This window comes from Pseudomonas massiliensis (assembly GCF_000826105.1).
In the GTDB taxonomy this organism is placed as follows: domain Bacteria; phylum Pseudomonadota; class Gammaproteobacteria; order Pseudomonadales; family Pseudomonadaceae; genus Aquipseudomonas; species Aquipseudomonas massiliensis.
On the sequence record NZ_CCYK01000007.1, the window covers coordinates 1534970 to 1560922 of the forward strand.

General features: G+C 62.8%; 20 protein-coding genes. 10 read left to right on the forward strand and 10 right to left on the reverse strand.

Annotated elements, in window-relative coordinates; genetic code table 11:
• Positions 1-34 precede the first annotated feature (34 nt).
• The 6 genes from BN1188_RS17775 (at position 35) to BN1188_RS17800 (ending at position 8754) form a co-directional block, all read left to right on the forward strand.
• Positions 35-2881, forward strand: coding sequence for a 2-oxoglutarate dehydrogenase E1 component (locus tag BN1188_RS17775; protein WP_040262768.1), 2847 nt, complete (start codon positions 35-37; stop codon positions 2879-2881).
• Between the two features lie 23 nt (positions 2882-2904).
• Positions 2905-4128: a 2-oxoglutarate dehydrogenase complex dihydrolipoyllysine-residue succinyltransferase gene (gene odhB, locus BN1188_RS17780; protein ID WP_040262770.1), complete on the forward strand. Its 1224-nt coding sequence runs from the start codon at positions 2905-2907 to the stop codon at positions 4126-4128.
• 126 nt (positions 4129-4254) lie between these two features.
• Complete coding sequence (lpdA, locus tag BN1188_RS17785) at positions 4255-5691, forward strand: dihydrolipoyl dehydrogenase (protein WP_040262771.1); 1437 nt, start codon at positions 4255-4257, stop codon at positions 5689-5691.
• Between the two features lie 178 nt (positions 5692-5869).
• Positions 5870-7036: an ADP-forming succinate--CoA ligase subunit beta gene (sucC, locus tag BN1188_RS17790; RefSeq protein WP_040262773.1), complete on the forward strand. Its 1167-nt coding sequence runs from the start codon at positions 5870-5872 to the stop codon at positions 7034-7036.
• Entirely contained in the window at positions 7036-7917 is an 882-nt protein-coding gene (sucD, locus tag BN1188_RS17795; RefSeq protein WP_040262774.1) for a succinate--CoA ligase subunit alpha, read from the forward strand. The genes sucC and sucD overlap by 1 nt, the downstream gene beginning before the upstream one ends.
• Positions 7918-8046: 129 nt before the next feature.
• Positions 8047-8754 carry a YebC/PmpR family DNA-binding transcriptional regulator gene (locus BN1188_RS17800; RefSeq protein ID WP_040262776.1) on the forward strand — a complete coding sequence of 236 codons (708 nt, stop codon included), beginning with the start codon at positions 8047-8049 and terminating at the stop codon, positions 8752-8754.
• Positions 8755-8805: 51 nt separating this feature from the next.
• On the opposite strand, the gene BN1188_RS17805 is transcribed toward BN1188_RS17800, so the two are convergent.
• The 6 genes from BN1188_RS17805 to BN1188_RS17830 form a co-directional block, all read right to left on the reverse strand.
• The gene (locus tag BN1188_RS17805) at positions 8806-10083 is read right to left on the reverse strand and encodes a leucine-rich repeat-containing protein kinase family protein (protein WP_040262778.1); all 1278 of its coding nucleotides are present in this window, start codon (positions 10081-10083) and stop codon (positions 8806-8808) included.
• Entirely contained in the window at positions 10080-11177 is a 1098-nt protein-coding gene (gene zapE / locus BN1188_RS17810) for a cell division protein ZapE (protein WP_040262780.1), read from the reverse strand. Before zapE ends, BN1188_RS17805 begins: the two co-directional genes overlap by 4 nt.
• A gap of 44 nt (positions 11178-11221) precedes the next feature.
• The gene (locus tag BN1188_RS17815; protein ID WP_040264200.1) at positions 11222-11989 is read right to left on the reverse strand and encodes an anti-sigma factor family protein; all 768 of its coding nucleotides are present in this window, start codon (positions 11987-11989) and stop codon (positions 11222-11224) included.
• Positions 11986-12492, reverse strand: coding sequence for a sigma-70 family RNA polymerase sigma factor (locus tag BN1188_RS17820; RefSeq protein WP_040262782.1), 507 nt, complete (start codon positions 12490-12492; stop codon positions 11986-11988). Before BN1188_RS17820 ends, BN1188_RS17815 begins: the two co-directional genes overlap by 4 nt.
• A gap of 81 nt (positions 12493-12573) precedes the next feature.
• A complete protein-coding gene (locus BN1188_RS17825) occupies positions 12574-13722 on the reverse strand; it encodes a M14 family metallopeptidase (protein ID WP_040262784.1) in 1149 nt (382 codons plus the stop codon).
• A gap of 70 nt (positions 13723-13792) precedes the next feature.
• Positions 13793-14059 carry a DUF6124 family protein gene (locus BN1188_RS17830; protein ID WP_040262785.1) on the reverse strand — a complete coding sequence of 89 codons (267 nt, stop codon included), beginning with the start codon at positions 14057-14059 and terminating at the stop codon, positions 13793-13795.
• Positions 14060-14194: 135 nt separating this feature from the next.
• Between BN1188_RS17830 and BN1188_RS17835 the strand changes: the two genes are divergently transcribed.
• Entirely contained in the window at positions 14195-14860 is a 666-nt protein-coding gene (locus BN1188_RS17835; protein ID WP_040262787.1) for a LexA family protein, read from the forward strand.
• 521 nt (positions 14861-15381) lie between these two features.
• On the opposite strand, the gene BN1188_RS17840 is transcribed toward BN1188_RS17835, so the two are convergent.
• Positions 15382-16320, reverse strand: a complete 939-nt coding sequence (locus BN1188_RS17840) for a LysR family transcriptional regulator (RefSeq protein WP_040262789.1) — start codon at positions 16318-16320, stop codon at positions 15382-15384.
• Between the two features lie 142 nt (positions 16321-16462).
• Here BN1188_RS17840 and BN1188_RS17845 point away from each other — a divergent pair, with 142 nt between their 5' ends.
• The gene (locus tag BN1188_RS17845) at positions 16463-17674 is read left to right on the forward strand and encodes an acyl-CoA dehydrogenase family protein (RefSeq protein WP_040262791.1); all 1212 of its coding nucleotides are present in this window, start codon (positions 16463-16465) and stop codon (positions 17672-17674) included.
• On the opposite strand, the gene BN1188_RS17850 is transcribed toward BN1188_RS17845, so the two are convergent.
• Together BN1188_RS17850 and xthA are read right to left on the reverse strand one after the other, a co-directional pair.
• On the reverse strand, positions 17668-19002 hold the full coding sequence (locus BN1188_RS17850) for a substrate-binding domain-containing protein (RefSeq protein ID WP_052469348.1): 1335 nt from the start codon (positions 19000-19002) through the stop codon (positions 17668-17670). The genes BN1188_RS17845 and BN1188_RS17850 overlap by 7 nt on opposite strands.
• 62 nt (positions 19003-19064) lie before the next feature.
• A complete protein-coding gene (gene xthA, locus BN1188_RS17855) occupies positions 19065-19877 on the reverse strand; it encodes an exodeoxyribonuclease III (protein WP_040262793.1) in 813 nt (270 codons plus the stop codon).
• A 111-nt stretch (positions 19878-19988) separates the two neighbouring features.
• Between xthA and BN1188_RS17860 the strand changes: the two genes are divergently transcribed.
• Positions 19989-21716 (forward strand): autotransporter assembly complex protein TamA, encoded by a 1728-nt coding sequence (locus BN1188_RS17860; RefSeq protein ID WP_040262795.1) that lies wholly within the window; start codon positions 19989-19991, stop codon positions 21714-21716.
• On the forward strand, positions 21713-25396 hold the full coding sequence (locus BN1188_RS17865) for a translocation/assembly module TamB domain-containing protein (protein WP_040262797.1): 3684 nt from the start codon (positions 21713-21715) through the stop codon (positions 25394-25396). Before BN1188_RS17860 ends, BN1188_RS17865 begins: the two co-directional genes overlap by 4 nt.
• Here the strand turns inward: BN1188_RS17865 and BN1188_RS17870 are convergent.
• Positions 25393-25905 carry a DUF2589 domain-containing protein gene (locus BN1188_RS17870; RefSeq protein WP_084596273.1) on the reverse strand — a complete coding sequence of 171 codons (513 nt, stop codon included), beginning with the start codon at positions 25903-25905 and terminating at the stop codon, positions 25393-25395. The two genes, BN1188_RS17865 and BN1188_RS17870, sit on opposite strands and share 4 nt — an antisense overlap.
• Between the last annotated feature and the right edge of the window lie 48 nt (positions 25906-25953).

Sequence of the window (25953 nt, forward strand, 5' to 3'; positions counted from 1 at the left end):
GCAGGTGGTGGCCCCTAACCGAGGGTGACCAAGCATGCAAGAAAGCGTGATGCAGCGCATGTGGGACAGCGGCTACCTGTCAGGTGGAAACGCTGCCTACGTGGAAGAGCTCTATGAGCTTTACCTGCACGACCCTAACGCTGTGCCAGAAGAGTGGCGCACCTACTTCCAGAAGTTGCCCGCCGAAGGCAGCACCGCCCCCGATGTTTCGCACTCTACCGTCCGCGATCATTTCGTCCTGCTGGCGAAGAACCAGCGCCGCGCCCAACCGGTTTCCGCCGGTAGCGTGAGCAGTGAGCACGAGAAGAAGCAGGTTGAAGTGCTGCGCATGATCCATGCGTACCGGATGCAGGGCCACCAGGCGGCCCAGCTGGACCCGCTGGGCTTGTGGCAACGGCCCGCTCCGGCAGACCTGTCGATCAATCATTACGGCTTGACCAATGCCGATCTTGATACGACCTTCCGTACCGGCGACCTGTTCATCGGCAAGGAAGAAGCGAGCCTACGCGAAATCCAGGAAGCCTTACAGCTGACATATTGCCGCACCATCGGCGCGGAGTTCACCCACATCGTCGATTCCGAGCAGCGCGCCTGGTTCCAGCAGCGCCTCGAAAGCGTTCGTGGTCGTCCCGTGTACTCGCCCGAAGTGCAGAGCCATGTGCTCGAACGCGTCACCGCGGCCGAAGGCCTGGAAAAGTACCTGGGCACCAAGTACCCGGGTACCAAGCGCTTCGGTCTCGAAGGTGGCGAAAGCCTCATCCCGATGCTCGACGAGATCATCCAGCGTTCCGGTTCCTACGGCACCAAGGAAGTCGTCATCGGCATGGCCCACCGTGGTCGCCTCAACGTGCTGGTCAATACCTTCGGCAAGAACCCGCGGGATCTGTTCGACGAGTTCGAGGGCAAGAAGAAAGTCGAGCTCGGTTCCGGGGACGTGAAATACCACCAGGGCTTCTCCAGCAACGTGATGACGCCCGGCGGGGAAGTGCACCTGGCGCTGGCGTTCAACCCTTCCCACCTCGAGATCGTATCACCGGTGGTCGAAGGTTCCGTGCGCGCCCGTCAGGATCGCCGCAACGATGCCAACGGCGACAAGGTCGTTCCGGTTTCCATCCATGGCGACGCGGCCTTCGCCGGCCAGGGCGTTGTCCTGGAGACCTTCCAGATGTCCCAGACCCGCGGTTTCAAGACCGGCGGCACGGTGCACATCGTGATCAACAACCAGGTCGGCTTCACCATCAGCAACGCCCGTGACGCTCGTTCCACCGAGTACTGCACCGATGTCGCCAAGATGATCCAGGCGCCTATCCTGCATGTGAACGGCGACGACCCCGAGGCAGTGCTGTTCGTTACACAGCTTGCCATCGATTATCGCATGCAATACAAGCGTGACGTGGTGATCGACCTGGTCTGCTATCGCCGCCGGGGCCACAACGAAGCCGACGAGCCGAGCGGCACTCAGCCGCTGATGTACCAGCAGATCGCCAAGCAGCGCACCACTCGCGAGCTGTACGCCGAGCGCCTGGCGCAAGCCAACGCGCTGACCCCCGAGATCGCCCAGGCCCAGGTAGATGAATACCGCAGCGCCCTGGACAACGGTCTGCACGTGGTCAAGAGCCTGGTCAAGGAGCCCAACAAGGAGCTCTTCGTGGACTGGCGTCCCTACCTGGGCCATGCCTGGACCGCCCGTCACGACACCCGCTTCGACCTCAAGACTTTGCAGGAACTCTCCGCCAAGCTGCTCGAAGTGCCCGAAGGCTTCGTCGTTCAGCGCCAGGTGGCCAAGATCTATGAAGATCGCCAGAAGATGCAGGCCGGCGGCCTCCCCATCAACTGGGGTTACGCCGAGACCATGGCTTACGCCACCCTGTTGTTCGAAGGCCATCCGGTACGCATGACCGGCCAGGACATCGGTCGCGGTACCTTCTCGCACCGCCATGCCGTGCTGCATAACCAGAAGGACGCCAGCACCTATGTGCCGATGCGCCATCTGTTCGCTGGCCAGCCGAGCTTCGAGCTCTACGACTCCTTCCTCTCCGAGGAAGCCGTGCTGGCCTTCGAGTACGGCTACGCCACCACTTCGCCAAACTCCCTGGTGATCTGGGAAGCCCAGTTCGGTGACTTCGCCAACGGCGCCCAGGTAGTGATCGACCAGTTCATCACTAGTGGCGAGCACAAGTGGGGCCGGCTGTGCGGGCTGACCATGCTGCTGCCACACGGTTACGAAGGGCAGGGGCCGGAACACTCTTCCGCACGCCTTGAGCGCTACCTGCAGCTGTGCGCAGAGCACAACATCCAGGTATGCGTGCCGACTACGCCGGCCCAGATCTACCACCTGCTACGCCGTCAGGTCATCCGTCCGCTGCGCAAGCCCCTGGTAGTGCTTACGCCCAAGTCGCTGCTGCGTCACAAGCTGGCGGTGTCCACCCTTGAGGACCTGGCCGAAGGTTCCTTCCAGACAGTCATCCCGGAAGTCGACAGCCTCGACCCGGCCAAGGTGACGCGCCTGATCCTCTGCAGCGGCAAGGTGTACTACGACCTGCTGGAAAAACGCCGCGCCGAAGGTCGTGAAGACACCATCATCATCCGCCTGGAACAGCTCTATCCGTTCCCGGACACCGACCTGGCGGAGATGCTGGCGCCCTACAGCAACCTGCAAACCGTCGTCTGGTGCCAGGAAGAGCCCATGAACCAGGGCGCCTGGTACAGCAGCCAGCACCATATGCGCCGTGTCATTGGCAACCACAACCGGTCGCTGACGGTAGAATACGCCGGCCGTGATGCCTCGGCCGCGCCTGCCGTGGGCTACGCCTCGATGCACGCCGAGCAGCAGGAAAAGCTGCTCCAGGACGCTTTCACTGTCAACGCCAATGCGCACTGAACCGAATTAAGGAACCACTGATAATGGCTATCGAGATCAAAGCCCCTACTTTCCCGGAATCGGTTGCCGACGGTACCGTGGCTACCTGGCACAAGAAGCCGGGCGACGCTGTCAAGCGTGACGAGCTGATCGTCGACATCGAAACCGATAAGGTCGTGCTGGAAGTTCTCGCCACCGCCGATGGCGTATTGGGCGCGATCGTCAAGAACGAAGGCGATACCGTGCTTTCCGACGAGCTGCTCGGCTCCATCGAAGCCGGTGGTGCTGCCGCGCCTGCCGCTGCGCCCGCTACCGCCGCCGCCACCGTGGCCGCGGCCGCCGCCGCGCCTGCCAGCGCCGATGATGACGCCATGGGCGGCCCTGCCGCGCGCAAGCTGGCCGAAGAGAACGGCATTGCCCTGAGCAGCATCAAGGGCACCGGCAAGGACGGTCGTATCACCAAGGAAGACGTAGTTGCCGCCGTCGAGGCGAAGAAGAACGCACCAGCCCAGGCGCCTGCCGCCAAGCCTGCGGCAGCCGCGGCTCCCGTGACCGCCGTCGGTGATCGCGTCGAGAAGCGTGTGCCCATGACCCGCCTGCGTGCCAAGGTCGCCGAGCGCCTGGTCGAAGCCCAGTCCAACATGGCGATGCTGACCACCTTCAACGAAGTGGACATGACCGAAGTCATGGCACTGCGCTCGAAGTACAAGGACCTGTTCGAGAAGACCCACAACGGTGTCCGCCTGGGCTTCATGTCCTTCTTCGTCAAGGCCGCCACCGAAGCCCTCAAGCGGTTCCCGGCGGTGAACGCCTCCATCGACGGTTCGGACATCGTCTACCACGGCTATGCCGATATCGGCGTGGCAGTGTCCAGCGACCGCGGCCTGGTGGTGCCCGTACTGCGCAACGCCGAGCAGATGAGCCTGGCCGAGATCGAGAACGGCATCGCCACCTTCGGCAAGAAGGCCCGTGACGGCAAGCTGTCCATCGAAGAGATGACCGGCGGCACCTTCACCATCACCAACGGCGGGACCTTCGGTTCGATGATGTCGACACCTATCGTCAACCCGCCGCAAGCCGCTATCCTTGGCATGCACAACATCATCCAGCGTCCCATGGCCATCAATGGCCAGGTGGTGATCCGCCCGATGATGTACCTGGCGTTGTCCTATGACCACCGCTTGATCGATGGCAAGGAAGCGGTAACCTTCCTGGTCACCATCAAGAACCTGCTGGAAGACCCGGCTCGTCTGCTCCTCGACATTTAAACCCGGCTTCGAGCCATCAGCGGCAAGCGGCAAGCTGGACGGCGGTGCGGTGAATGCCAGCGGCCGTCCGGCTTGCTCGGATCGACTTGCAGCTTGAAACTTGCAGCTTGTAGCTAAGGAATCCTTATGACCCAGAAATTCGACGTCGTTGTGATCGGTGCCGGCCCTGGCGGTTATGTCGCTGCCATCAAGGCAGCCCAGCTTGGCCTGAAAACCGCCTGCATCGAGAAGTACCAGGACAAGGAAGGCAAGACCGCCCTGGGCGGTACCTGCCTGAACGTAGGTTGCATTCCCTCCAAGGCCCTGCTGGACAGTTCGTGGAAATTCCACGAAGCCGAGGAAGGCTTCAAGGCTCACGGCATCAACCACGCTGGGGTCACTATGGATGTTCCAGCGATGGTGGGCCGCAAGTCCCAGATCGTGAAAAACCTGACCTCCGGCGTCGCCACGCTGTTCAAGGCCAACGGCGTCACTCTGCTCGAAGGCCATGGCAAGCTGCTGGCTGGCAAGAAAGTGGAAGTGACCGGCAAGGACGGTAACGTCGAAGTGGTCGAGGCCGAGAACGTGATCCTGGCGTCGGGCTCCCGTCCGATCGACATTCCGCCTGCCCCGGTCGACCAGAAGGTCATCGTCGATTCCACCGGCGCGCTGGAATTCCAAAGCGTGCCCAAGCGTCTGGGGGTCATCGGCGCTGGCGTGATCGGGCTGGAGCTGGGCTCGGTATGGTCGCGCCTGGGCGCTGAAGTCACCGTCCTCGAAGCGCTGGACAAATTCCTGCCCGCCGCTGACGAAGCAGTCTCCAAGGAAGCCTACAAGACCCTCACCAAGCAGGGCCTGAACATTCGCCTGGGCGCGCGCGTCACTGGCTCCAAGGTCAATGGCGAGGAAGTCGAGGTTACCTTCACCGACGCCAATGGCGAGCAGAAGATCGTCTTCGACAAGCTGATCGTCGCAGTCGGCCGTCGCCCGGTCACTACCGACCTGCTGGCCACCGACAGCGGCGTGGACATCGACGAGCGCGGTTTCATCTTCGTCGATGACTACTGCGCCACCAGCGTGCCGGGCGTCTACGCCATCGGCGACGTGGTGCGCGGCCTGATGCTGGCGCACAAGGCGTCGGAAGAGGGCATCATGGTCGTCGAGCGCATCAAGGGCCACAAGGCCACCATGAGCTACGACCTGATTCCGTCGGTGATCTACACTCACCCGGAAATCGCATGGGTGGGCAAGACCGAGCAGGCTCTCAAGGCCGAAGGCGTGGAAGTGAACGTCGGTTCCTTCCCGTTCGCGGCCAGCGGCCGGGCCATGGCGGCCAATGACACCGGCGGTTTCGTCAAGGTCATCGCCGACGCCAAGACCGACCGTGTCCTGGGCGTGCATGTAATCGGCCCAAGCGCCGCGGAGCTGGTACAGCAGGGCGCCATCGGCATGGAGTTCGGCACCAGCGCCGAAGACCTGGGCATGATGGTGTTCTCGCACCCGACCCTGTCCGAGGCGCTGCATGAAGCGGCCCTGGCGGTCAATGGCGGCGCTATTCATATCGCCAACCGCAAGAAGCGTTAACAACAAGAAACCACGACATGCCGCCCGTCGTGGGTCCTTCGGGCTCACCGCGGAACGCAGGTCGGACTCAAGCCCGCAGTGCCGCCCTTGGGCGGTCGCGGGTTGCAGTCACAGGTGGCGCGGCACTCAGATGAGCGCAGCGCCGAGAGCGCAGTACCTAACGAAGACGGTAAAAAGCATGAACCTTCACGAGTATCAGGGTAAGCAGCTGTTCGCTGAATACGGCCTGCCGGTATCCAAGGGCTTCGCGGTGGACACCCCCGAGGAAGCAGCGGAAGCCTGCGACAAGATCGGTGGCTCCGAGTGGGTCGTCAAGGCACAGGTCCACGCGGGTGGCCGTGGCAAGGCTGGCGGTGTGAAGCTGGTCAAGAGCCGCGAAGATGCCAAGGCTTTCGCCGCTCAATGGCTGGGCAAGCGCCTGGTCACTTATCAAACTGATGCCAATGGCCAGCCGGTCACCAAGATCCTGGTAGAGTCCTGCACGGACATCGCCAAGGAACTGTACCTGGGCGCCGTCGTCGATCGCTCCAGCCGTCGTATCGTCTTCATGGCCTCCACCGAGGGTGGCGTGGACATCGAGAAAATCGCTCACGATACTCCGGAGAAAATCCTCAAGGCGACCATCGACCCGCTGGTCGGCGCGCAGCCTTTCCAGGGCCGTGATCTGGCCTTCCAGCTTGGCCTGGAAGGCAAGCAGGTCGCCCAGTTCGCCAAGATCTTCACCGGCCTGGCCAAGCTGTTCCAGGACCACGACCTGGCCCTGCTCGAAGTCAACCCGCTGGTGATCAAGGCCGACGGCGACCTGCACTGCCTGGACGCGAAGATCAACATCGACGCCAACGCCATGTACCGTCAGCCCAAGCTGAAAACCTTCCACGACCCGTCCCAGGACGATCCGCGTGAAGCCCATGCCGCCAAGTTCGAGCTGAACTACGTCGCCCTCGAAGGCAACATCGGCTGCATGGTCAACGGCGCCGGCCTGGCCATGGGCACCATGGACATCGTCAACCTGCACGGCGGCAAGCCCGCTAACTTCCTTGACGTGGGCGGTGGCGCCACCAAGGAGCGCGTGACCGAGGCCTTCAAGATCATCCTGTCCGACTCCAATGTCCAGGCTGTTCTGGTGAACATCTTCGGTGGCATCGTTCGTTGCGACATGATTGCCGAAGGCATCATCGGCGCGGTGAAGGAAGTCGGTGTGAAGGTGCCTGTAGTGGTTCGCCTGGAAGGCAACAATGCCGAACTGGGTGCCAAGGTTCTCGCAGAAAGTGGTTTGAACATCATCGCGGCTACCAGCCTGACCGACGCTGCTCAACAAGTCGTCAAAGCCGCGGAGGGCAAGTAATGAGCGTCCTGATCAATAAAGATACCAAAGTCATCTGCCAGGGCTTCACTGGCTCCCAGGGTACCTTCCACTCCGAGCAGGCCATTGCCTATGGCACCAAGATGGTCGGCGGCGTCACTCCAGGCAAGGGCGGCACCACCCACCTGAACCTGCCGGTGTTCAACACCGTCAAGGAAGCCGTGGAAGCGACCGGCGCAGAGGCTTCGGTCATCTACGTGCCAGCGCCATTCTGCAAGGACTCGATCCTCGAAGCCGCCTTCGGTGGCATCAAGCTGATCGTCTGCATCACCGAAGGTATCCCTACCCTCGACATGCTGGACGCCAAGGTCAAGTGTGACGAGCTGGGCGTGCGCCTGATCGGCCCGAACTGCCCGGGCGTGATCACGCCAGGCGAGTGCAAGATCGGCATCATGCCAGGCCACATCCACTTGCCAGGCAAGGTCGGTATCGTTTCGCGCTCCGGCACCCTGACCTACGAAGCGGTCAAGCAGACCACCGACGCCGGCTTCGGCCAGTCCACCTGCGTGGGCATCGGCGGTGACCCGATCCCGGGCTCGACCTTCATCGACATCCTGAAGCTGTTCCAGGAAGACCCGAAGACCGAAGCGATCGTGATGATCGGTGAGATCGGCGGTTCGGCTGAAGAAGAAGCGGCTGCCTTCATCAAGGCCAACGTCACCAAGCCTGTGGTGTCCTACATCGCTGGCGTGACCGCGCCTCCCGGCAAGCGCATGGGCCATGCGGGCGCCATCATTTCCGGCGGCAAGGGCACCGCGGACGAGAAGTTCGCCGCCCTGCAGGACGCTGGCGTGAAGACCGTTCGCTCCCTGGCGGACATCGGCAAGGCCCTGGCCGAGCTGACCGGTTGGGCTGTGAAGTAAGCGGCTCCCTTCCTACAAAGGCCACCTTCGGGTGGCCTTTGTTTTTTTCGGCCTTTGCAATCGTATAGACTTGCCCCACCGCGGCGGTCGCTCAGGCCGACGTCAGAAACATCAAGAATGAGAGTAGCCATGGGCGCACAGTGGAAAGCTAAACACAAAGAGGCAGCGGCCAACGCCAAGGGGCGTATTTTCGGCAAGCTGGCCAAGGAACTTCAGATCGCCGCCCGCGCCGGGGCGGACCCGGACATGAATCCCCGGCTGCGCCTGGCCGTGGAACAGGCCAAGAAGGCGTCCATGCCTCGCGACACCCTGGAACGCGCCATCAACAAGGGCGCTGGTCTCAGTGGCGATGTAGTGCAGTACACCTTGGTGAAATATGAGGGCTTCGCCCCGCATCGGGTGCCCCTGATCGTGGAGTGCCTGACTGACAACGTGAACCGCACCGTCGCGGAGATCCGAGTACTGTTCCGCAAGGGTCAACTGGGCGCCGAGGGCTCGGTGTCCTGGGATTTCAACCATTGCGGCATGATCGAAGCCGCGCCGGCCGATGCCGATGCCGATCCGGAGCTGGCGGCCATCGAAGCGGGCGCGCAGGATTTCGAGGCGGCGGAGGAGGGGGCTACCCTGTTCTTCACCGAGATTACCGACCTCGATGCTGTGCAGAAGGCGCTTCCCGACCACGGATTCACGGTGTTGTCCGCCAAGATCGGCTACGTGGCCAAGAACCCGGTCGCGGTGACCGATGAGGCGGCACTTGCCGAAGTGGAGGCCTTCCTGGACGCCATTGACGGTCATGACGACGTGCAAAACGTCTATGTGGGTCTTAAAACCGAATGACGGCCACGAACCGGCGCAGACGTGGCCGCGCCATGTTCCTTGGCCTGTTTTCTAATCGCTGAGCAGGCGCGCCCGCACTTCTTCAAGGGATGGGCGCGCCAGGGTATCCGGCTGTTGACAGGCCCTGGCGAGGCCGGCCCAGTGTTCTGCGGGCTGGGCGCAGCGCAGTGATATCTCTTCAAGCATGATGCCCAGGGCGCGCGCTTCGATGGCTTCCAGGGCCCTGGCCTGATCCTGATCCGCCCTTGTGTAACGGCTGGCCGCGCCGAAGTCTCCGAGCAAGCCATGGCCACTGCTGTCGACCAGCACATTATGAGCGTACAGATCGCCATGGCTGATGCCCCGCCGATGCAGATGGGCGGCAGCGCTGGCAATGCCTGAAAGCAGCGTGCTGGCCTGTTCGAGTGTGAACCAGGTATCGCCAGGGTAGCAGTCGCGTGTGCAGGTCTCGAGGCTTGGCGGCGCGGCCAGGTTTCGATAGCCGGTACCTATCCTCTCCATGACAAGCCCTGGTAATCCTTCCGGATGTCCGGTGAGCTCCGCGTGGGCCGCTATCAGGTTGGGATGTTGGCCGGCCTGCAGGCTGGCGGCGATCTCATCGGTCGGTGTGCCGTCACTGGTCCTCCCGGCCCGATAGCATTTGAGCGCTACAGCTTCGTTAGTGGCCGACCAGGCCTCGTAGACGATTCCGGAAGCCCCTTCGCCTAGTGGCCGGCCAACCCTGAAGGTCGTCCAGGCCATGGCGGGACGGCCTCGCCTTTGGTGCTCAGCGAAACCTGGATTTCCCGCGAATGCGAGCCAGGCGAGCCGGGGCAGGCGCAGCAGCCAGCTCGGTAGCTCGATCAGATCATTGCAGGCGATTCGTATCAGCTCCAGGGCACCGCAATGGGCCAGGCTTGCCGGCAAGCCGGTGAGGCAATTACCCGCGAGCATGAGCTTTTGCAACCTGGGCAGGCCGTCAAAAACCTCAGGCAGTGTCTTGATGTGGTTGTCGGTCAATATCAGCCAGCGCAACGCCGGCGGCAGCGACGCGGCAGGGATCTGGCGGATGGCACAGGCCTTGAATCCTATCATCTCCAGCGCCGGGCACTGGCCAAGCACTTCGGGCAGCTCAGTGAACGGATTATTGGAGCAGAACAGCACTTTCAGCCGCTTCAGTCGCGGCAGGTCCGCAGGCAGATGCTTGAGCTGGTTACCGTTCAGATTGAGCACCTCCAGGGTATCGGCCAGCCCATACACCTCAGGAGGGACTTCTTTCAGGTCCGCCTGGAGATCCAAGCGGGTGGCGCCAGCCAGGGCACCTGCGCGCAGCTGGTCAAGGGTCGTCATGGCCGGCCCTCGATCTGGCGGAGCTGGCTCAGACGGCTCTGACTGCGCATCAGGTCGACTGCCGCGGCAGCCAGCGCTTGCTCGAGCGGATGTTCGCTAAGCAGGATCAGCCGCTTGTCCCGGTCGTAGAGCACGTCCACCAGATTGATGAAGCGTTGCTGCACGGCAATCGAGCACTCCGCCAGCAGGGGCAGCTCGGCGACTACCCATTCATCGAAACGCTCGCAAAGCAAAAGATAATCCATGACTGCGGTGGGCGCCTCGCAAAGCTCAGCGAAGGTGAAGCTGACACGTCGCTCATGCCAGCTGCGTGCCGCGAGTTGACGGTTACCCACCTGCAGTGAAACGCCTTCGCCTGGGACGACCCCGAGTTCCCGACGCTCCTGTGCGCTGACGTTTACACGATAGCTTCCGGTCACGAAACGCTGTGCGGTACCCGAGCCCGGCAAGCGACGGTAGTCCTGATCGCCGCCGACCTCCAGGACCTCCATTTGCGCTTCGATCAAGCGGATTACTGGCAGGAACCGTTCATGGTAGAGGGGGTTGGGCAGCAGCTGGGCCGGGGCGTAATTGGAGGTAACCACCAGTAGCACGTCGCGGGCGAACAGCGCTGAGAAGAGTCGGCGTATGAGCATGGCATCGCCGATATCGTGGACGTGAAACTCATCGAAGCACAGCAACTGGCAATCGCTCAGCAGTTCGTCCAGGGTGCGCTCCAGGGCGTCGTCCTTTCCTTGATGGCGGAACATGCCCGCGTGGAGATCCGCGAAGAACCCGTGAAAGTGCAGCCTGCGCTTGCCAGCCAGCGGAACTGCCTCGAAGAAGCGATCCAGGAGCCAGCTTTTGCCACGGCCCACCTTGCCATGCAGATAAAGGCTATGTCGGCCATTGAAGCGAGCCTGTGCCTCCACGAGCAGGGAGACGCGGGCCGCCAGCCGGTCGATGACCTGACGCTGGCTCTGGCCGAGGGTATAACCCTGCTGTGCGGCGCGTTCATCGAAGTAATGCCTGACCGCTTCGGCGGCTGCGCTGTTGGGGGCCGGGGAATGGGCATTCCCGCCGCCGAAGGAAAACCAGGAGCGTTTCGAAGCCAAGGGAAGGTCCCACTGAAGCTGTTGGGGCCTCCAGTATATACGGGCTAGATGTCCTTACCCATGGCGCGCGTCAGAGCCTCCCGATTGCCCAGGCCCACTGCGCTGACCATGGCGTAATTATAGACCGGGTCCGACCAGTAATCGGCCTGCAGTTCGCCATCCCGGCGGCTGCCCCGGGGCAACAGGCGGTAGCCGGGCCCGGGAGGACGCACATAGAAGCTGGCCCGTTCACCCACGGCGTTTTCGTACACAACCATTGCGGCTGGGCCTTGGTCGGTATTGAGCAAGCGCGCGCTGCGTGGATGGAATCCCGCGGGTGACAAGTCCGGCAGCCGTTGCGCGCGGTCGAAGTATCTATCCAGCCAACGCTGCAGGTCGCCCGGCGCTTGCCCGGTGTAGTCGGCCTGGAGTATCCCCTGGGCCGCGAACATGCGGTAGGCGGCCAGGGCATCCGTCATGGGTGCCGTGGCGGCGAGCGCGGGTCGCTGATCGGGACCGCGGGCTTGCCATCCGCCCAGGGCGCCGAGACCCACGGCCATGATGAGCGTGGCGGCATGGGCCAAGTAACGTAGGCGGCGGCCGCGACGCTGTCTGGCGATGGCCAGCGGATCCAGGCCGGGGTTCGCTGGCAGGTTCAGCGCCCCGCCGAAAACGGCGCGCAACCGCTGGGCGTCGGCCTGCCACGCCTGCACTTCCCGCGCGGTGTCCGGATGGTTGGCCAGCCAATTTTCCACCCGTTGGCGGTCTTCAGCCGAAAGGCGCTGGTCCACGTACGCATGAAGATCATGCTCGGAAGGGGGAAGGTTCGTCATTTGCATACTCGCAAAGGAGGGGGGCTGATTTCCCCCTCCGTCAGTTGATGCAGCGCCTTGCGCGCCCGGGAGAGTCGAGACATCACGGTACCTATGGGAATATCCAGCATCCGTGCCGCTTCCTGATAGCTCATCCCCTCGACCGACACGGCGAACAGCAAGGCCCTTTGTTCCGGCTTGAGCTGGTCGAACGCACCCAGTGCGGCCTGTGCCACCACCGCGCGTTCGGTGGAGGGCAACGCTTCGTCATGCCCCATGAAAAATTCAAGCATGCGGGCATACCGGCGAGCGCTACGGTGGTTATCGACGAAGCGACGATAGAGGATCGAGAACAACCATGCCCTCAGGTCGCCGTCGTCGCGTTTGCCGTTCCAGCGCGCCAACGCTCGTTCAAGGGTGGATTGCACCAGGTCGTCCGCATTGCTGCTGTCCCTGGTCAACGACAGGGCGAACCGGCGCAGGCGCGGCAGAAGGTCTCGCAGTTGCTCGTCTAGGTCTTTCATGGCAATCACGTCGCTGGTTGAACCGGCCAGACGGCCACGGACGGGATTTATTCCGTCCAGGCCGACGAACGGACAAGTGTTTCAACGCAGCATCGGGACCATGCCCGCGACCACCTTGAGCATATTTTGGGCCAGACGCGCCGAGCGGGCCCCTGACCAGCCGGTGCGCGGCTCCGGTGCGTCGAGGTGGTCCTTGAACGGCATTTCCAGCGTCATGGAAAGGCAGTCGAAACGCTGGCCAACCGCATTGCAGGCCAGGCGCATGTTGGCCTGGCCTGGCAGGTCCCGGGTATAGCCATGCCGTTGCTGGAAATCCGGCGTCTGCGCGCACAGTGCGTCGCGGAAGCGGGCCTCCAGCCCGGCGATGCGGGGGTTGTATCCGGGGTTGCCTTCACAGGCGGCCGTGAAGACATGGGGGATCTCTTCGTCGCCATGCGCGTCGACGAAAAGGTCCACCCCATGCCTATCCATCTGATGGAGCGTGAAATGCACTTCCGGGGCTCCCTCGGCTGTCGCATCCTGCCACGTCCGGTTCAGGTCCTTGCCTGCCGCGTTGGTCCGCAAGTGACCGTGGAAGGCGCCGTCCGGGTTCATATTGAGGATGAGATACAGCTCAGCCTGCTCCAGCAAGGACCGCAGCCAGGGCTCGCCTTGCTCGAGCGCTTCTATCATCCCCTCCATGAACCACTCGGCCATGTGCTCGCCGGGATGTTGCTGCGCAATGAACCAGAGCTTCCGTTTGCCCGGCTCCCCCTTGCCTGCACGGTAAAGGGGAATTTCCCGTCCCTCGCAACTCCTGCCAGTGGCCAGGCGTTCAAGCCCGTGATGGGCGTCGGCGCGGGCGATCAGGGTCTCATGGCGGGCGAGGCGGTATGGCTCGAAATACGCGAACGAGATGGTCGTGGCCGATGCGACCAGGCTGAAGCTCAGAGCTGAGCCGTCGTAACGGCTAGGTACCCGAAACCAGTGTTCCGAGTCTTCGCAGGCTACGGCGTCGTACCCCTCCCAGGCATGAGGATAGGACGACTGCCCGGCATTGGTGATCACGAACTCATAGCGCTCACCTGCCAGGAGTCCGGATGCTCGGAAATGGAACCACTGAAAATGGCCACTGCGGGTATCGGGCCTGATGGCCAGGCGAATGTTGCTAGGGTCACTGGCGTCCAGTACCTGAATGTTTCCAGTATCGAAGCCCGCTTCGATGGTGACGGCGTTTGGGCTGGGGTGCATGTGGCAGATTTCATGTTGGATAAAAACAGAGTGTACACCTGGGCTCGTCGGTGCTCACGTTACAGACGGATCAGTCACGCGGTTCGGCGTGTACGACCTTCTCGACCTCTAGGCCGCAGTCGAGGCTATGTATGACCAGCGCATGGGCCATGCCCAGGAGGTGAACCACGCCCAAGGCCAGGTGGCGCGCTTCACCCTTTTGCGAATCGGCGTTTTCATAGGCTACGGCCGCCGCGCAGTGAAGCAGGCTGCTGGCCTGGGTCAGGGCTTCAAGATGGTCGAGGTTGGCCCGAGGGGAAAATGGCATGGAAAGCGGGAAGGGGAGAGAGGGCGTCATTAAGGCTCCTTGCTTGGATGACACTGAGAAAGCCGTGGCAGCGCCTAGTATAATTACGGCCCGTAGCAGGTGGATAAGCAAAGCATTACGGAGTATGTATGGCTCTCGTGGCGCTGCGCGCTAAGGTACGACCCCATGGAAACCTGGATCGAACTAGTCAAACAGAAAATGCGCGAGCGCCGCCTTACGCAGGAGCAGCTCGCCGAACGCATTGGCCGCTCCCAGGGCGCCGTGAACCACTGGCTCAGCGGGCGCCGCCGACCGGACCTGGACACCATGAACGATGTACTTCGCGAACTTGGGGAAGTGAATCTCGAAGTGGTGCAGATACTCCGGGTCAATGAGCAGCGAGGCAGATACGGTCATCAGGCTGCGGCAGCTGTCCCTGAGTGGGCCATCACCAGGCCTGGCTTCAGTTACCCCGTGCTTGAGTGGGCGGCTGCGGTTGATTCGAAACCCTCCATATCCGCTTACAGCACCGGCCGTGAATACGTGTCGGACTACCACGCCAAAGGGCCGGCCTACTGGCTTCAGGTGGAGGGTGAAAGCATGAGCGCGCCTTTCGGGCGGAGCATACCGTCCGGAGCGCTGGTACTGGTGGACCCGTGCGCTCAGGCCGCTCCCGGCGACCTGGTGATCGTGACAGCCGTCGTCGTTCAGGAAGCGATCTTTCGGGAGCTGGCGATAGAGGGCGGACGTCGCTACCTGAGGGCCTTGAATCCGAACTGGCCGGTGATGAGCTGGGAGGATGATTGGGTAATCAAGGGCGTCGTGGTTCGAGCCATGCTCGACTTGCAATAGGCTCAGGCATGGGCGCGAATGCAGCGAGGGGAGCCGAAGCTCCCCCCAAGGTCGTGTGCACTTTTCGTTATTGGTCTGCGGCGGCCTGTTTTTGTTTTTGTCGGCCTGCCTGTGCACGCTGTGCGGCCCCCACTCAGGGCCAAGAGCAAACGTATTTTTTTGAGCGCTGATCCATTCTCGAGTGAGTACGATGTTCACTGGCTGCCTCAGGGCAGTTTTGTTCTTATGTTTGAACGATCGTGGGCATTGCCCTTGAAAACGCACCTTCGTCAAAAAGATCTGTTGGCTTCGCCTCTGCCGCGGTTGTTCTTGTTATGTCAGAGTCGTTTGTATTGTTGTTATGGTGTCGCTGGGTTTTTCTTGTTTTTGTACCAACCACATAGCAGAAGCCGTGCCAGATCATATAAAACCTTATAAAACAATGACATGCTATGTCGGGGGCGACGCTAAAGGCTTTGAGTGACGTTTTTATGTTTCCGGGTTACTCGTTCAACGGTACAGCTGAAGCCTTCGGTAACACTTCAAGTCGTGGTCTGTGCGAGCGCCTGGGAGCGCTCCCTTTGGCTGACCGCTTCGCAAAGGTCGATCAACAGTTCGCGCATCCATCGGTTGGCGGGGTCCTGGTCGGTGCTTTCATGCCAGTAAAGGTGAGTTTCCACGCTGGTTACACCTGAGACAGGCAGTGGCGCACAGGGAAGATCGTGGCGACGGGCGAATCGCTCAGGCACGGTGATGACCATGTCGGTGTGCTGCAGTACCTGCGATGCCATCATGTAATGCTGCGAGCGCAGGGCGATTCGCCGTTGCAAGCCGAGCTTGCCAAGGGCCAGATCGACCTCACCCAGTCCGTTGCGCCGGCTGGAGATATGGATGTGAGCCTGGGCGAGGTAAGCGTCGAGCGTGAGCGGCCTGCCTTCCAGGGGGTGACCTCGGCGCATGGCGCATACGTAGCGGTCGTCCATCAAACGCACGTGGCGAACCTGAGGGTCTGTGTTGAGTGGGGCATCGACCGCGAAGTCCAGACGGCCCGCCGCGAGCTCCTTGGTGGTTTCACGTCGTTTGCATAGAAAACTCTCCACCACGACACCAGGCGCCTGTTTACGCAACCGTCGTAGCAGGGGCGGCAGCATTACCGCCTCGATCAGGTCCGTCATGCTGATTCGAAAGGTCTTGCCTGCCTCGGCGGGATTGAAGGTACGGCTTTCCTGGACCGATACCCTGAGAAGGGCCAGTGCGCTGCGCACCGGCCCGATGATGTTCTGTGCCATGGGCGTAGGTACCATCCCTTGGGCCGTGCGCACGAACAGTGGGTCGTTGAAGGTTTCCCGCAAGCGAGCCAGCGCATTGGACACGGCAGGCTGGGTGATGCCGACGATCTGCCCTGCTCGTGTCAGATTCGCCTCGGTATAGATGGCATCGAACACGATGAACAGGTTCAGATCGACTTTGCTCAGGTTCATGGGCAATACGCTCTCAGCTCAGGGTGCCGTATCCGGCTTATGAATGTTTATACACCAGGATAATAGGCTCGCAAAATAGTACTCTGATCCCTAGGCTTGCACTCATCGGGCCCACGCCCCTGACCCATGCCGAGAATGACCGATGGATTTTGCCTACTCTTCACGCGTCGAAGCGCTGCGCGCGCGGGTCGCCACATTCATGCACGCCGAAGTGTTCCCCGCCGAAGAACGCTTCGCCCAGGAACTGGCTCAGGGCGACCGTTGGCAGCCTACCCAGATAATGGAACTGCTGAAGGAGCGCGCTCGGGCAGAGGGCCTGTGGAACCTGTTCCTGCCTGAGTCTGAATTTGGCGCCGGGCTGACCAATCTGGAATACGCCCCGCTGGCAGAGTTGATGGGCCAGTCCATGCTTGGCTCCGAGCCATTCAACTGCTCAGCGCCGGATACCGGGAACATGGAAGTGCTGGTGCGCTATGGCAGCGAGCAGCAGAAGCAGCGCTGGCTGATACCGCTGCTCGAAGGCAGGATCCGTTCGGCGTTCGCCATGACCGAACCGGAAGTCGCTTCTTCGGACGCGACCAATATGCGCGCCACCGCAGTGATCGATGGCCAGCATTGGGTAATCAATGGGCGCAAGTGGTGGACTTCCGGCGCCTGTGACCCGCGCTGTGAAGTGCTCATTTTCATGGGGCTGACCGATCCTCAGGCACCACGTCACCAGCAGCATTCCATGGTGCTGGTGCCCATCGACACCCCCGGGGTGAAGGTCGTTCGGCCCCTGACCGTGTTCGGGTATGACGACGCGCCCCATGGCCATGCCGAGGTAATCTTCGACGAGGTTCGTGTTCCCCTGGATCACGTCATTCTTGGCCCCGGGCGAGGCTTCGAAATCGCCCAGGGGCGGCTTGGGCCCGGGCGCATTCACCATTGCATGCGCTCGTTGGGAATGGCCGAACGCGCATTGTCACTGGCCTGCCAGCGAGCGCTGTCGCGCCAGGCATTCGGCAAACCCCTGGCCAGGCTGGGCGGTAACGCGGACCTTATCGCAGAGTCCCGCATCGAAATCGACATGGCGCGGCTATTGACCCTGCGTGCGGCCGACATGATGGACCGGCTGGGCAACAAGGTAGCGCGCAGCGAGATCGCGCAAATCAAGGTAGTAGCGCCGAACGTAGCGTTGCGCGTGATCGACCGTGCCATTCAGTTGCACGGAGGCGCGGGCGTCAGTGCGGACACGCCCCTTGCCTACATGTACGCGATGCAGCGGACACTGCGCCTGGCCGACGGCCCGGATGAAGTGCACCGGGCCGCCATCGCCAAGTACGAACTGGAGCAATACCGAGCCCCTTACTGAAGCCAGACTTCTACGCGCCGATTGCGGGCGCGGCCACTCTCATAGGTATTGCTGGCGACGGGCATCAGCGCGCCCAGGGCAAGCACCTGTTGGGCGACGATGCCGCGCCGGGCCAACTCCCGGCGAACCGTCATCGCCCTGAGCCGGGAAAGCAGCTCGGCACGGTCCGGGTCGCTCTTCGTATCGCCGAAACCTACCAGCACCAGCCTTTTTGAATCTCGCGGATGGCTGCGCAGATAGCTCGCCAAGCGTTCCAGGTCAGCCATGGCCTTGCTGTCCAGGCTGGCGCTGGAACCGGCGAAGCGGAAATTCACCGTCAGGCGCTGGCCGGCACGCGCCAGCGCCAGGTAGTCCGCGGGCATCAGGCTGGAGGGTTGCGGATTGACCGGATGAATCTGTTGCGCCACGAACCCCTGTTCGGCCACCAGTCGTTGACCGGCATCGCTTTGTGCGAAGCGGGCAAGCGCACTTGCCCACGGGCTCGCGCCGCCAGCAGGGGCGTAGAGGTAAAGTCGACGAGACAGCAGGTAGTCTTCGGTCGCAACCGTGTCGGTACTTGGGTGCAAGGGCTGCGCCTCGCCATCACCGACGGCCAGGGCCCGGCTCTGGCGAACATAGGGTAAGCCGATGAAACCTATCGCTTGCGGGTCGTGGCTGACGGCAGCCGAAAGGTCCTCGCTGGATTCCAGTCGCGCGGCGGTAGCGGAAAGGTTCAGACCACGGGGAGAGAGCACCAGGTCGCGAAAGGTTTCCCAGGTGCCGGAGCGGTTGTCCCTGGCGTATAGATGGATCGGGCCCAGCGGAACACCCAGCTGTTCCCATTGAGTCAACGTACCCGCGAATACGTCCGCCAACTGAGCGGCGTCCAGGCTGCGCAAAGGGTTGTTCGGGTGAACGATGACGGCCAGGCCATCGATGCCAATGACGTGTTCGGCTCCGGTCAAGGCAGGGTTGGCCTGGCCGTACAGTTCCGCTTCCTCAACCGGATGGATCGGCCGCGACGCTGCCGCCAGGTCAGCGGTGCCCCGGGCCAGGGCGGCGAAGCCCGTCGCGCTGCCATGTGCATCGATCCGGGCCTCGATCTCAGCGCCCAGCGGGTAGCGTCCTTGAACGCGCCATTCGTTGACGGCGGGCAGGGGCATGATGCGCACCGCTTCCAGCCCCCGTGCCTGGAATAGCCCTTGTATCAGAGCCGGTATCAGGCTTGTACCGATGGTATTCGAGCCCTGCACCCGCAGCACCGACAAAGGCTCCGCGCCTGCGGCCGTCGCCAGAATGCTGCCCAGAAGCCATGCAAGGACGACAACCGTTCGCTTGGACCGCGGCATGACGGAATACCGTTGTTGGGGGCCGCAGGATAAGACAGTCCGGTTACCGGCATGTGACAGGCTTAGCTCAATTCCAGCCAGATCGGCGCATGGTCCGAAGGTTTGTCCATGGCGCGTATGTCATGATCGATGCCGGCGGCCTTCAGGCGTGGTAGTAGTCCGATGGAAGCCATGATCAAGTCAATGCGCAGCCCGCGTCTGGGCGAATCCTCGAAGCCGCGGCTGCGGTAGTCGAACCAGCTGAACGTATCGGACACGCCCGGGTTGAAGTGGCGCCAGGTATCTACCAGTCCCCACTGCTTCAGGCGGCCCAGCCACTCGCGCTCTTGGGGCTGGAAGCTGCATTTGCCAGCCCGCAGCCAGCGCTTCATGTTCTCGGCGCCGATACCTATATCGCTATCCTCGGGGGAAATGTTCATGTCTCCCATGACGATCAGGGGGGCGTCCGGGCTGTGCTCACGCTCCAGGGTGGCCTGCAGGTCTGCGTAGAAGCGGGTCTTGGCCGGGAACTTGGTGGGATGGTCCACGCTTTCCCCCTGGGGAAAGTAACCGTTCATGATAATCACGGGACAGCCGTTTTCGTCAGCGTAACTGCCCCAGATGAACCGCCGCTGGGCATCTTCCGGATCTCCAGCGAAGCCCTTGCCCAACGCCAGGGGCGGCTTCAGGGAAAGCAGGGCGACGCCGTAATGCCCCTTCTGCCCGTGGAAGTGTACGTGATAGCCCAGCGCTTGAACCGCTGCCAAGGGAAACTGTTCGTCCGCTACCTTGGTCTCTTGCAGGCCGATCACATCGGGTCGATGCTTTTCGACCAGGGCCTGGAGCTGATGCGGTCGCGCACGAAGACCATTGATGTTGAACGAAACCATTTTCATGACGCGACCACCTACGGAAAAAACGGAAATGCTACCGAAGCTGGTCGGCCCAGGCCAGTCGAAGACCTGTAACCGGCCCGCCAGGCATCCGGCCGTGGTAAGATCCGGCCCATGAGGTATTCAGGACGAACAGGCGCAGGGCTGATTCTGGTCTTGCTGGCGACGAGCGCCACTGGGCAGGGGCGGCTGCAGGTCGAGGTAAGCCCGCCGGACACCGCCTTGCGCGATAACATCGTAGCCTATGTCGGTAGCGTCGCCGACCGCGACGAACCGGCGCTGCTGAACATGCAGCGAGCGGCGCAGGCCCAGGCGCGCAGCGCGGCCGAGGCCTTGGGTTATTACCAGGCAGCGATACAGGCCGAGGTCACCGGGGGCGATCAGCCCACCCTGCACCTGCGCGTTCAGCCAGGGAGCCGGGTCCGCCTCCGCCAGGTAGCGATCCGGGTCGATGGCCCCGCCGCGGCACTGTCGGATTTCCGGGTACCGCCCGCGCTGGGGCTGGTACCCGGCGCTCCCCTGAACCACGGCCATTATGAGGACGCCAAGCGACTCATCCAGAACCAGGCGTCACGGCTCGGTTTCTTCGAAGGACGTTTCGATACCCAACGGCTGCTGATCGACCCGAGCACGGCTCTAGCGGATATCGATCTTCACTACCTCAGCGGCCCTCGTTACAGTTTCGGTCCGGTGCGTTTCGAGGGCGATTCCATCATCTCAGCACAGCTGCTCCAGCGAATGGTACCGTTTCGCCAGGGGGCGCCCTACAATGCGGACCTGGTCGCCCAACTCAACCGGGACCTCCAGGCCACCGGCTATTTTCAGGGCGTCATCGTGGAAGCCACGCCCCAGGCCGCCGAGGGACGCTCCATTCCGGTCGTTGTGCAGTTACAGGCCCGGGCGCCCCGAACGCTCGGAATCGGGGGCGGCTTCGCGACTGACGTTGGTCCGCGATTGAAGGCCAACTGGACCCGGCACTGGACAAACCCGCAGGGCCATAGCTACGGTGCCGAAGCCGAACTCTCGGCCCCCCGGCAGAATGTAGGGCTCTGGTACGACGTGCCCCTGGCTTCGCCCTTGACCGACAAGCTCAGGTATGCGACCGGCTACCAATATGAGGAGTTGGCCGATACGGACAGCCTGAGCAAGCTGCTTACCCTCGGGCCTGAGTGGCACAGCAAGCTGTCCAGTGGCTGGCAGAGGGTCATCTCCCTGAAATGGCAACGCGAGGAATATCGCCTCGGTGACGATACAGGTCTGAGCAATCTGGTAATGCCTGGCATCAGTTACAGCTACCTTCACAGCGATAGCCGGGTCGACCCCAACAACGGTTATCGGTTGCAGTTCGGCGCTCAGGTCGCCAAGGAAGGCCTGTTCTCGGACAACAACCTGCTACGTGGCGATGTGCAGTTGCGCGGCCTGACAACCCTGTTCGAGCGTCACCGTTTCCTTGGGCGGCTGCAGGTTGGCGGCAGCGCCACCAATGGGTACAAGACCATCCCGCCTTCGCTGCGTTTCTTTGCCGGAGGCGATCAGAGTGTACGCGGCTATGACTACCAGAGCCTTTCCCCTGAAAATGGCGACGGTGACCACATCGGCGGCCGTTACATGATCGCCGGTACCGCAGAGTATCAGTACAGTTTCGCGCCCAAATGGCGCATGGCGGCCTTTGTCGACCAAGGCAATGCCTTCAATGACCTGGCATTGCCCAGCCTGAAGACCGGTGTCGGCCTGGGCCTTCGTTGGGTGTCCCCGGTGGGTCCGATACGGGTGGACCTCGCCCAGGGTCTGGATGAAGGCGGCGGGTTGCGCTTGCATTTCTCCATGGGGCCGGAGCTGTGAGCCGTCGCTGGCACCGCTGGGCACTGGCCCTGGGGCTACCCCTGGCGGTGCTCTGTGCGGTGGTTGGGAGCACGCTCGGGCTGCTCGGAACCGAGGCAGGCAGCCGCTGGGTGCTTGCGCGGGTGCCTGGCCTTGAAGTGATCGGGTTCAGTGGTCGGCTCGCTGGCCAATGGCAAGCCGAGGAGCTGCGCTGGAGCGACGCCTCCGGCCTGCGGGTGTCTGTCCGGGCTCCACATCTGGAGTGGCGGCCTTCCTGCCTGCTGAGGCTAAGCGTTTGCCTGGGCCAGTTGCAGGCACGACAGCTGGCCATTCATTCGGCGCCTTCGACCGCGAGCGAAAACGCCCAGCCGTTCCGTCTGCCCGAGCTACGGCTGCCGTTGAGCCTGGAGCTCAGGCAGGTGGCCATCGATGAAGTACGCCTGGACGGCGCGCCCTTGCTGAGTGAGCTGCGCCTGGCCGCGCGCTGGGACGAAACCGGGCTTAGCCTTGGTGGATTGCAGCTCAGCTATGCAGGCCTGGCCCTGGATATCCAGGGGACACTCGCGCCTGCCGGTGACTGGCCACTGCAGGCCCATCTCAAGGCTCGGTTGCCCGAGGTAGAAGGGCAGGCGTGGTCACTCTCGGGCAGCCTCGATGGAGCGCTGGCCGGAACCTTGAACCTGAAGGGAAGAAGTACGGGTTATCTCGAGGCAAACCTGCTCGCTGAACTGCAGCCGCTGGCCGAGCACCTGCCGGCGCGGCTTACCCTGACCAGCGCAGCCTTTCTGCCCAGTCCGGGCCTACCTGCGAGCATGACCCTGGAAGCCATGGAGCTGCATGCCGAAGGTGATCTTTCCCAGGGTTACAGAGTGCGTGGGCAGGGCCGTCTGCCAGGGTCCGAAGGCGCCGTGGACGTTTCTCTGGACGGCACCGCCACTGCCCGCGGCGCAGAAGTCAAGGCGCTGAGCCTGGTGGCGGCGCAGGGTCGGGAACTGAGGCTAGAGGGTTCGCTCGACTGGAGCGAAGGCTTGAAGGGGATCGCGCGGATAGACTGGCAGGACTTTCCATGGACCAGTCTGTATCCCCAGGCCTCGGTGCCGACGGTGGTGGCCAAGCGTCTGCAGGCGGAAGCCAGATACGCCGATGAAGGCTACCAGGGCACGCTCAAGGGCGAATTCACCGGGCCTGCGGGGCCTTTCAGCCTCGATACACCCTTCCAGGGCGATCTTCAAAGCGTACAGCTGCCGGGCTTGCAGCTCAGGGCTGGCAAGGGTGCCTTGAACGGAAACCTGCGGTTGGGTTTCGTCAACGGTATCGATTGGGCTGCGGAGCTGGAGCTTGCAGCCCTCGATCCGGCTTATTGGATAGCGGCCTTGCCCGGCAGCCTGGCTGGACGCCTTGACAGCCAGGGTCAGTGGCGAGACGACCAGCTCGACATGGTCGCAAATGCCTCGCTGGGCGGGCGTCTGCGTGGACAGCAGGCTCGACTGCAGGGCCAACTGAAGGGGCAGGGTACCGACTGGCGTGCTGAAAACCTATACGCCAGCCTGGGCGCCAACCATCTGAACGCCGAGGGCAGCAGTGCGCAGCGGCTCGCTGGCCGCCTGGCTTTGGACGCGCCCCGGCTCGACCAGCTTTGGCCGGGCCTGGCAGGCGCCTTGAAAGGTGAGCTGAACCTGGCGGGGACACTGGATCAGCCGCAAGGCCAGTTCAAGCTCTCCGCTCAACGCCTGGCCTGGGAACATTACCAACTGCAGGCACTATCCCTGGCGGCCGCCCTGGACGCGCATCAGCAAGGGAAGCTGTCGGCCAAAGGTACAGGGCTGGCGGTGGGCGACACGGCGCTGGGAACCTTTACCGCCGAGGCAGGTGGCGATGCCCGACGCCACCAGGTCAAACTGGACCTGACGGGACCACGGGCGCACCTGGAACTGAGCACCGAGGGGTCCTGGCAAAGGGGAGCCTGGAAGGGGCGACTGAACCGTGGCCAGGTTGCGCTCGGCCAACAGGCCTGGGCGCTTCAGGCGCCGGCAAGCCTGCAGCGACTGGCCGATGGTCGGATCGAACTGGGCGCTCATTGCTGGCGCGCTGGCGCGGCCAGTCTATGCGCGGATGACCAGCGCCTGGCCCCGGATCCCCGCCTTCGTCTGCGCCTGCGGGATTTTTCCATGGCCAGCCTGCGACCCTGGATGCCCGAGGGCATGGAATGGAAAGCCGTGGCCAACGCTGACCTCCAACTGGATCTTGGGGGCGCAGGGCCGCGTGGAAGCCTGGGCGTGGACCTCAGCAACGGCACCCTGCAGGTTGAGCAGGACGCGCACGTGCTGGACCTGCCTTACGATACTTTGCGCCTGACCAGCATCCTGGCGCCACGGCGAGTGGTCAGCGACCTCGCGTTCGAAGGGCGGGCGCTCGGGCGGCTGCAACTGCGTGCCATAGTCGATCCTCTTGGGGCCGGCAAGCCTCTGTCAGGCAACTTCGCGCTGGAAGGGCTGGATCTTGAGCTGCTGCGGCCCTTGGTGGAGCAGGCGCAGGAGGTTGCCGGGCGCTTGCGTGGCAGCGGCCAACTGAGCGGAACCTTGATGGCGCCTCGCGTGGAAGGTGCCTTTTCGCTTGCCGGCGGTGCCTTGTCGGCGCCTGGTCTTCCTATCAGCGTGCGCGATGCCACCCTGGACGCCAGGATGAATGGCAACCGCCTTCATCTGGAGGGTGGCTGGCGCAGCGGCGAACAGGGAAGCGGGCGCGTCAGCGGCGACATGGACTGGGCAGGGCCTTTGCAAATGGCTGTCGCCTTGCAGGCCAGCAAGCTACCTGTTGAAGTGCCACCCTATGCGAAAGTGGAGGCGGGTGCCGATCTTCGCCTGAGCCTGCAGGACCAGGCACTGGCATTGGCCGGTACGGTCCGGATCCCCAGGGGCGCCATCACGGTGAGGCAATTGCCGCCTTCGACCGTAAAGGTGTCCCAGGACGCTGTGGTGGTCGGACGCGAAGGGCCGACCCGGTCCAGCTCCAACCTTGCCATGGACATAGATGTGCAGGTGGGAGAGGAAAAGCTGACCTTCAGCGGGTTCGGTTTGCAATCCGATATCGCGGGAAAGCTGCACATAGGCAATGATCTCGATACGCGCGGCTCCCTGGAGTTGCGCAATGGTCGCTATCGCGCATACGGCCAGCGTCTTACCTTGCGTCGGGCGCGGCTGTTCTTCGCCGGTGCCGTGGACCAGCCCTACCTTGATGTGGAAGCCATTCGGCAGACCAGCGACGTCATCGCCGGCATCAGGCTCAGCGGAAGCGTTCAACAGCCAGTCAGCGAGGTATTCGCTGAGCCGGCCATGAGTCAGGAGCAAGCCTTGTCCTGGCTGGTGCTGGGACGCCCCCTGAGCACGGAGGGAGAAGATTCCAATCTGTTGGCGCAGGCCGCATTGGGACTCGGCCTGATGGGAGGCTCTTCGACGGCCGGCCATCTGGCACAGAGCCTGGGTATTCAGGACTTCCAACTCGATACCGAAGGCTCAGGTGACAAGACCAGCGTAGTGGCCAGCGGTAACCTGACCGACCGTTTGACCCTGCGTTACGGAGTGGGGGTGTTCGAACCGGCGAATACGGTCGCCTTGCGCTATGCCCTGACGCGGCGGCTTTTCCTGGAAGCCGCCAGCGGCCTGGCCAGTTCGCTGGACCTCTTCTATAAAAGAGACTTCTAGCTGTCGGCTTCTTCTTTCAGCGGCGCGATCAGGCGCGTGTATTCCTCGATGAGACGATGCACCGCTTCCGGGGGCTCGCAGGCCTTGAAGGTCATGTTGATGCGTACCTCATCGGTGCCGCGCTTTTCCTGTTCAGGGTGGCCGCCAACCGTGACAAGGAAGCGAGCGCAGCCATGTTCGCCGTTTTCCAGCGGGTGGCTCAGTGCTTCGGCCTGGCTGGCGGCGACCTTCACGCTGAGTTCCACGGTCATGGTATCCATGGCCAGCCCGCGGGGGGACACCAGGGTGATAAGGGGTACCTGCATGCGGTGGCGTTCATCCAGGGCCACGTCCACCATCTTGGCTTTCATTGGCGTGCCCAGGTCGTCGGGGTCATAGTCGAAGAACTGGTCGAACAGCTTGATGTACTGCTGGGCAATCAGGTTGTTTGCGCTGCTGGCGGCCTCATGAAGGCCGCGGGTGATGTCCCGAAGGTCGCTGGGGACCATCGGTTTCTTGCGGGAGAACATTCCCACGTAGGCTTCTCCTTGGCGAGGCGCCGCCCCACGGACAGGGCA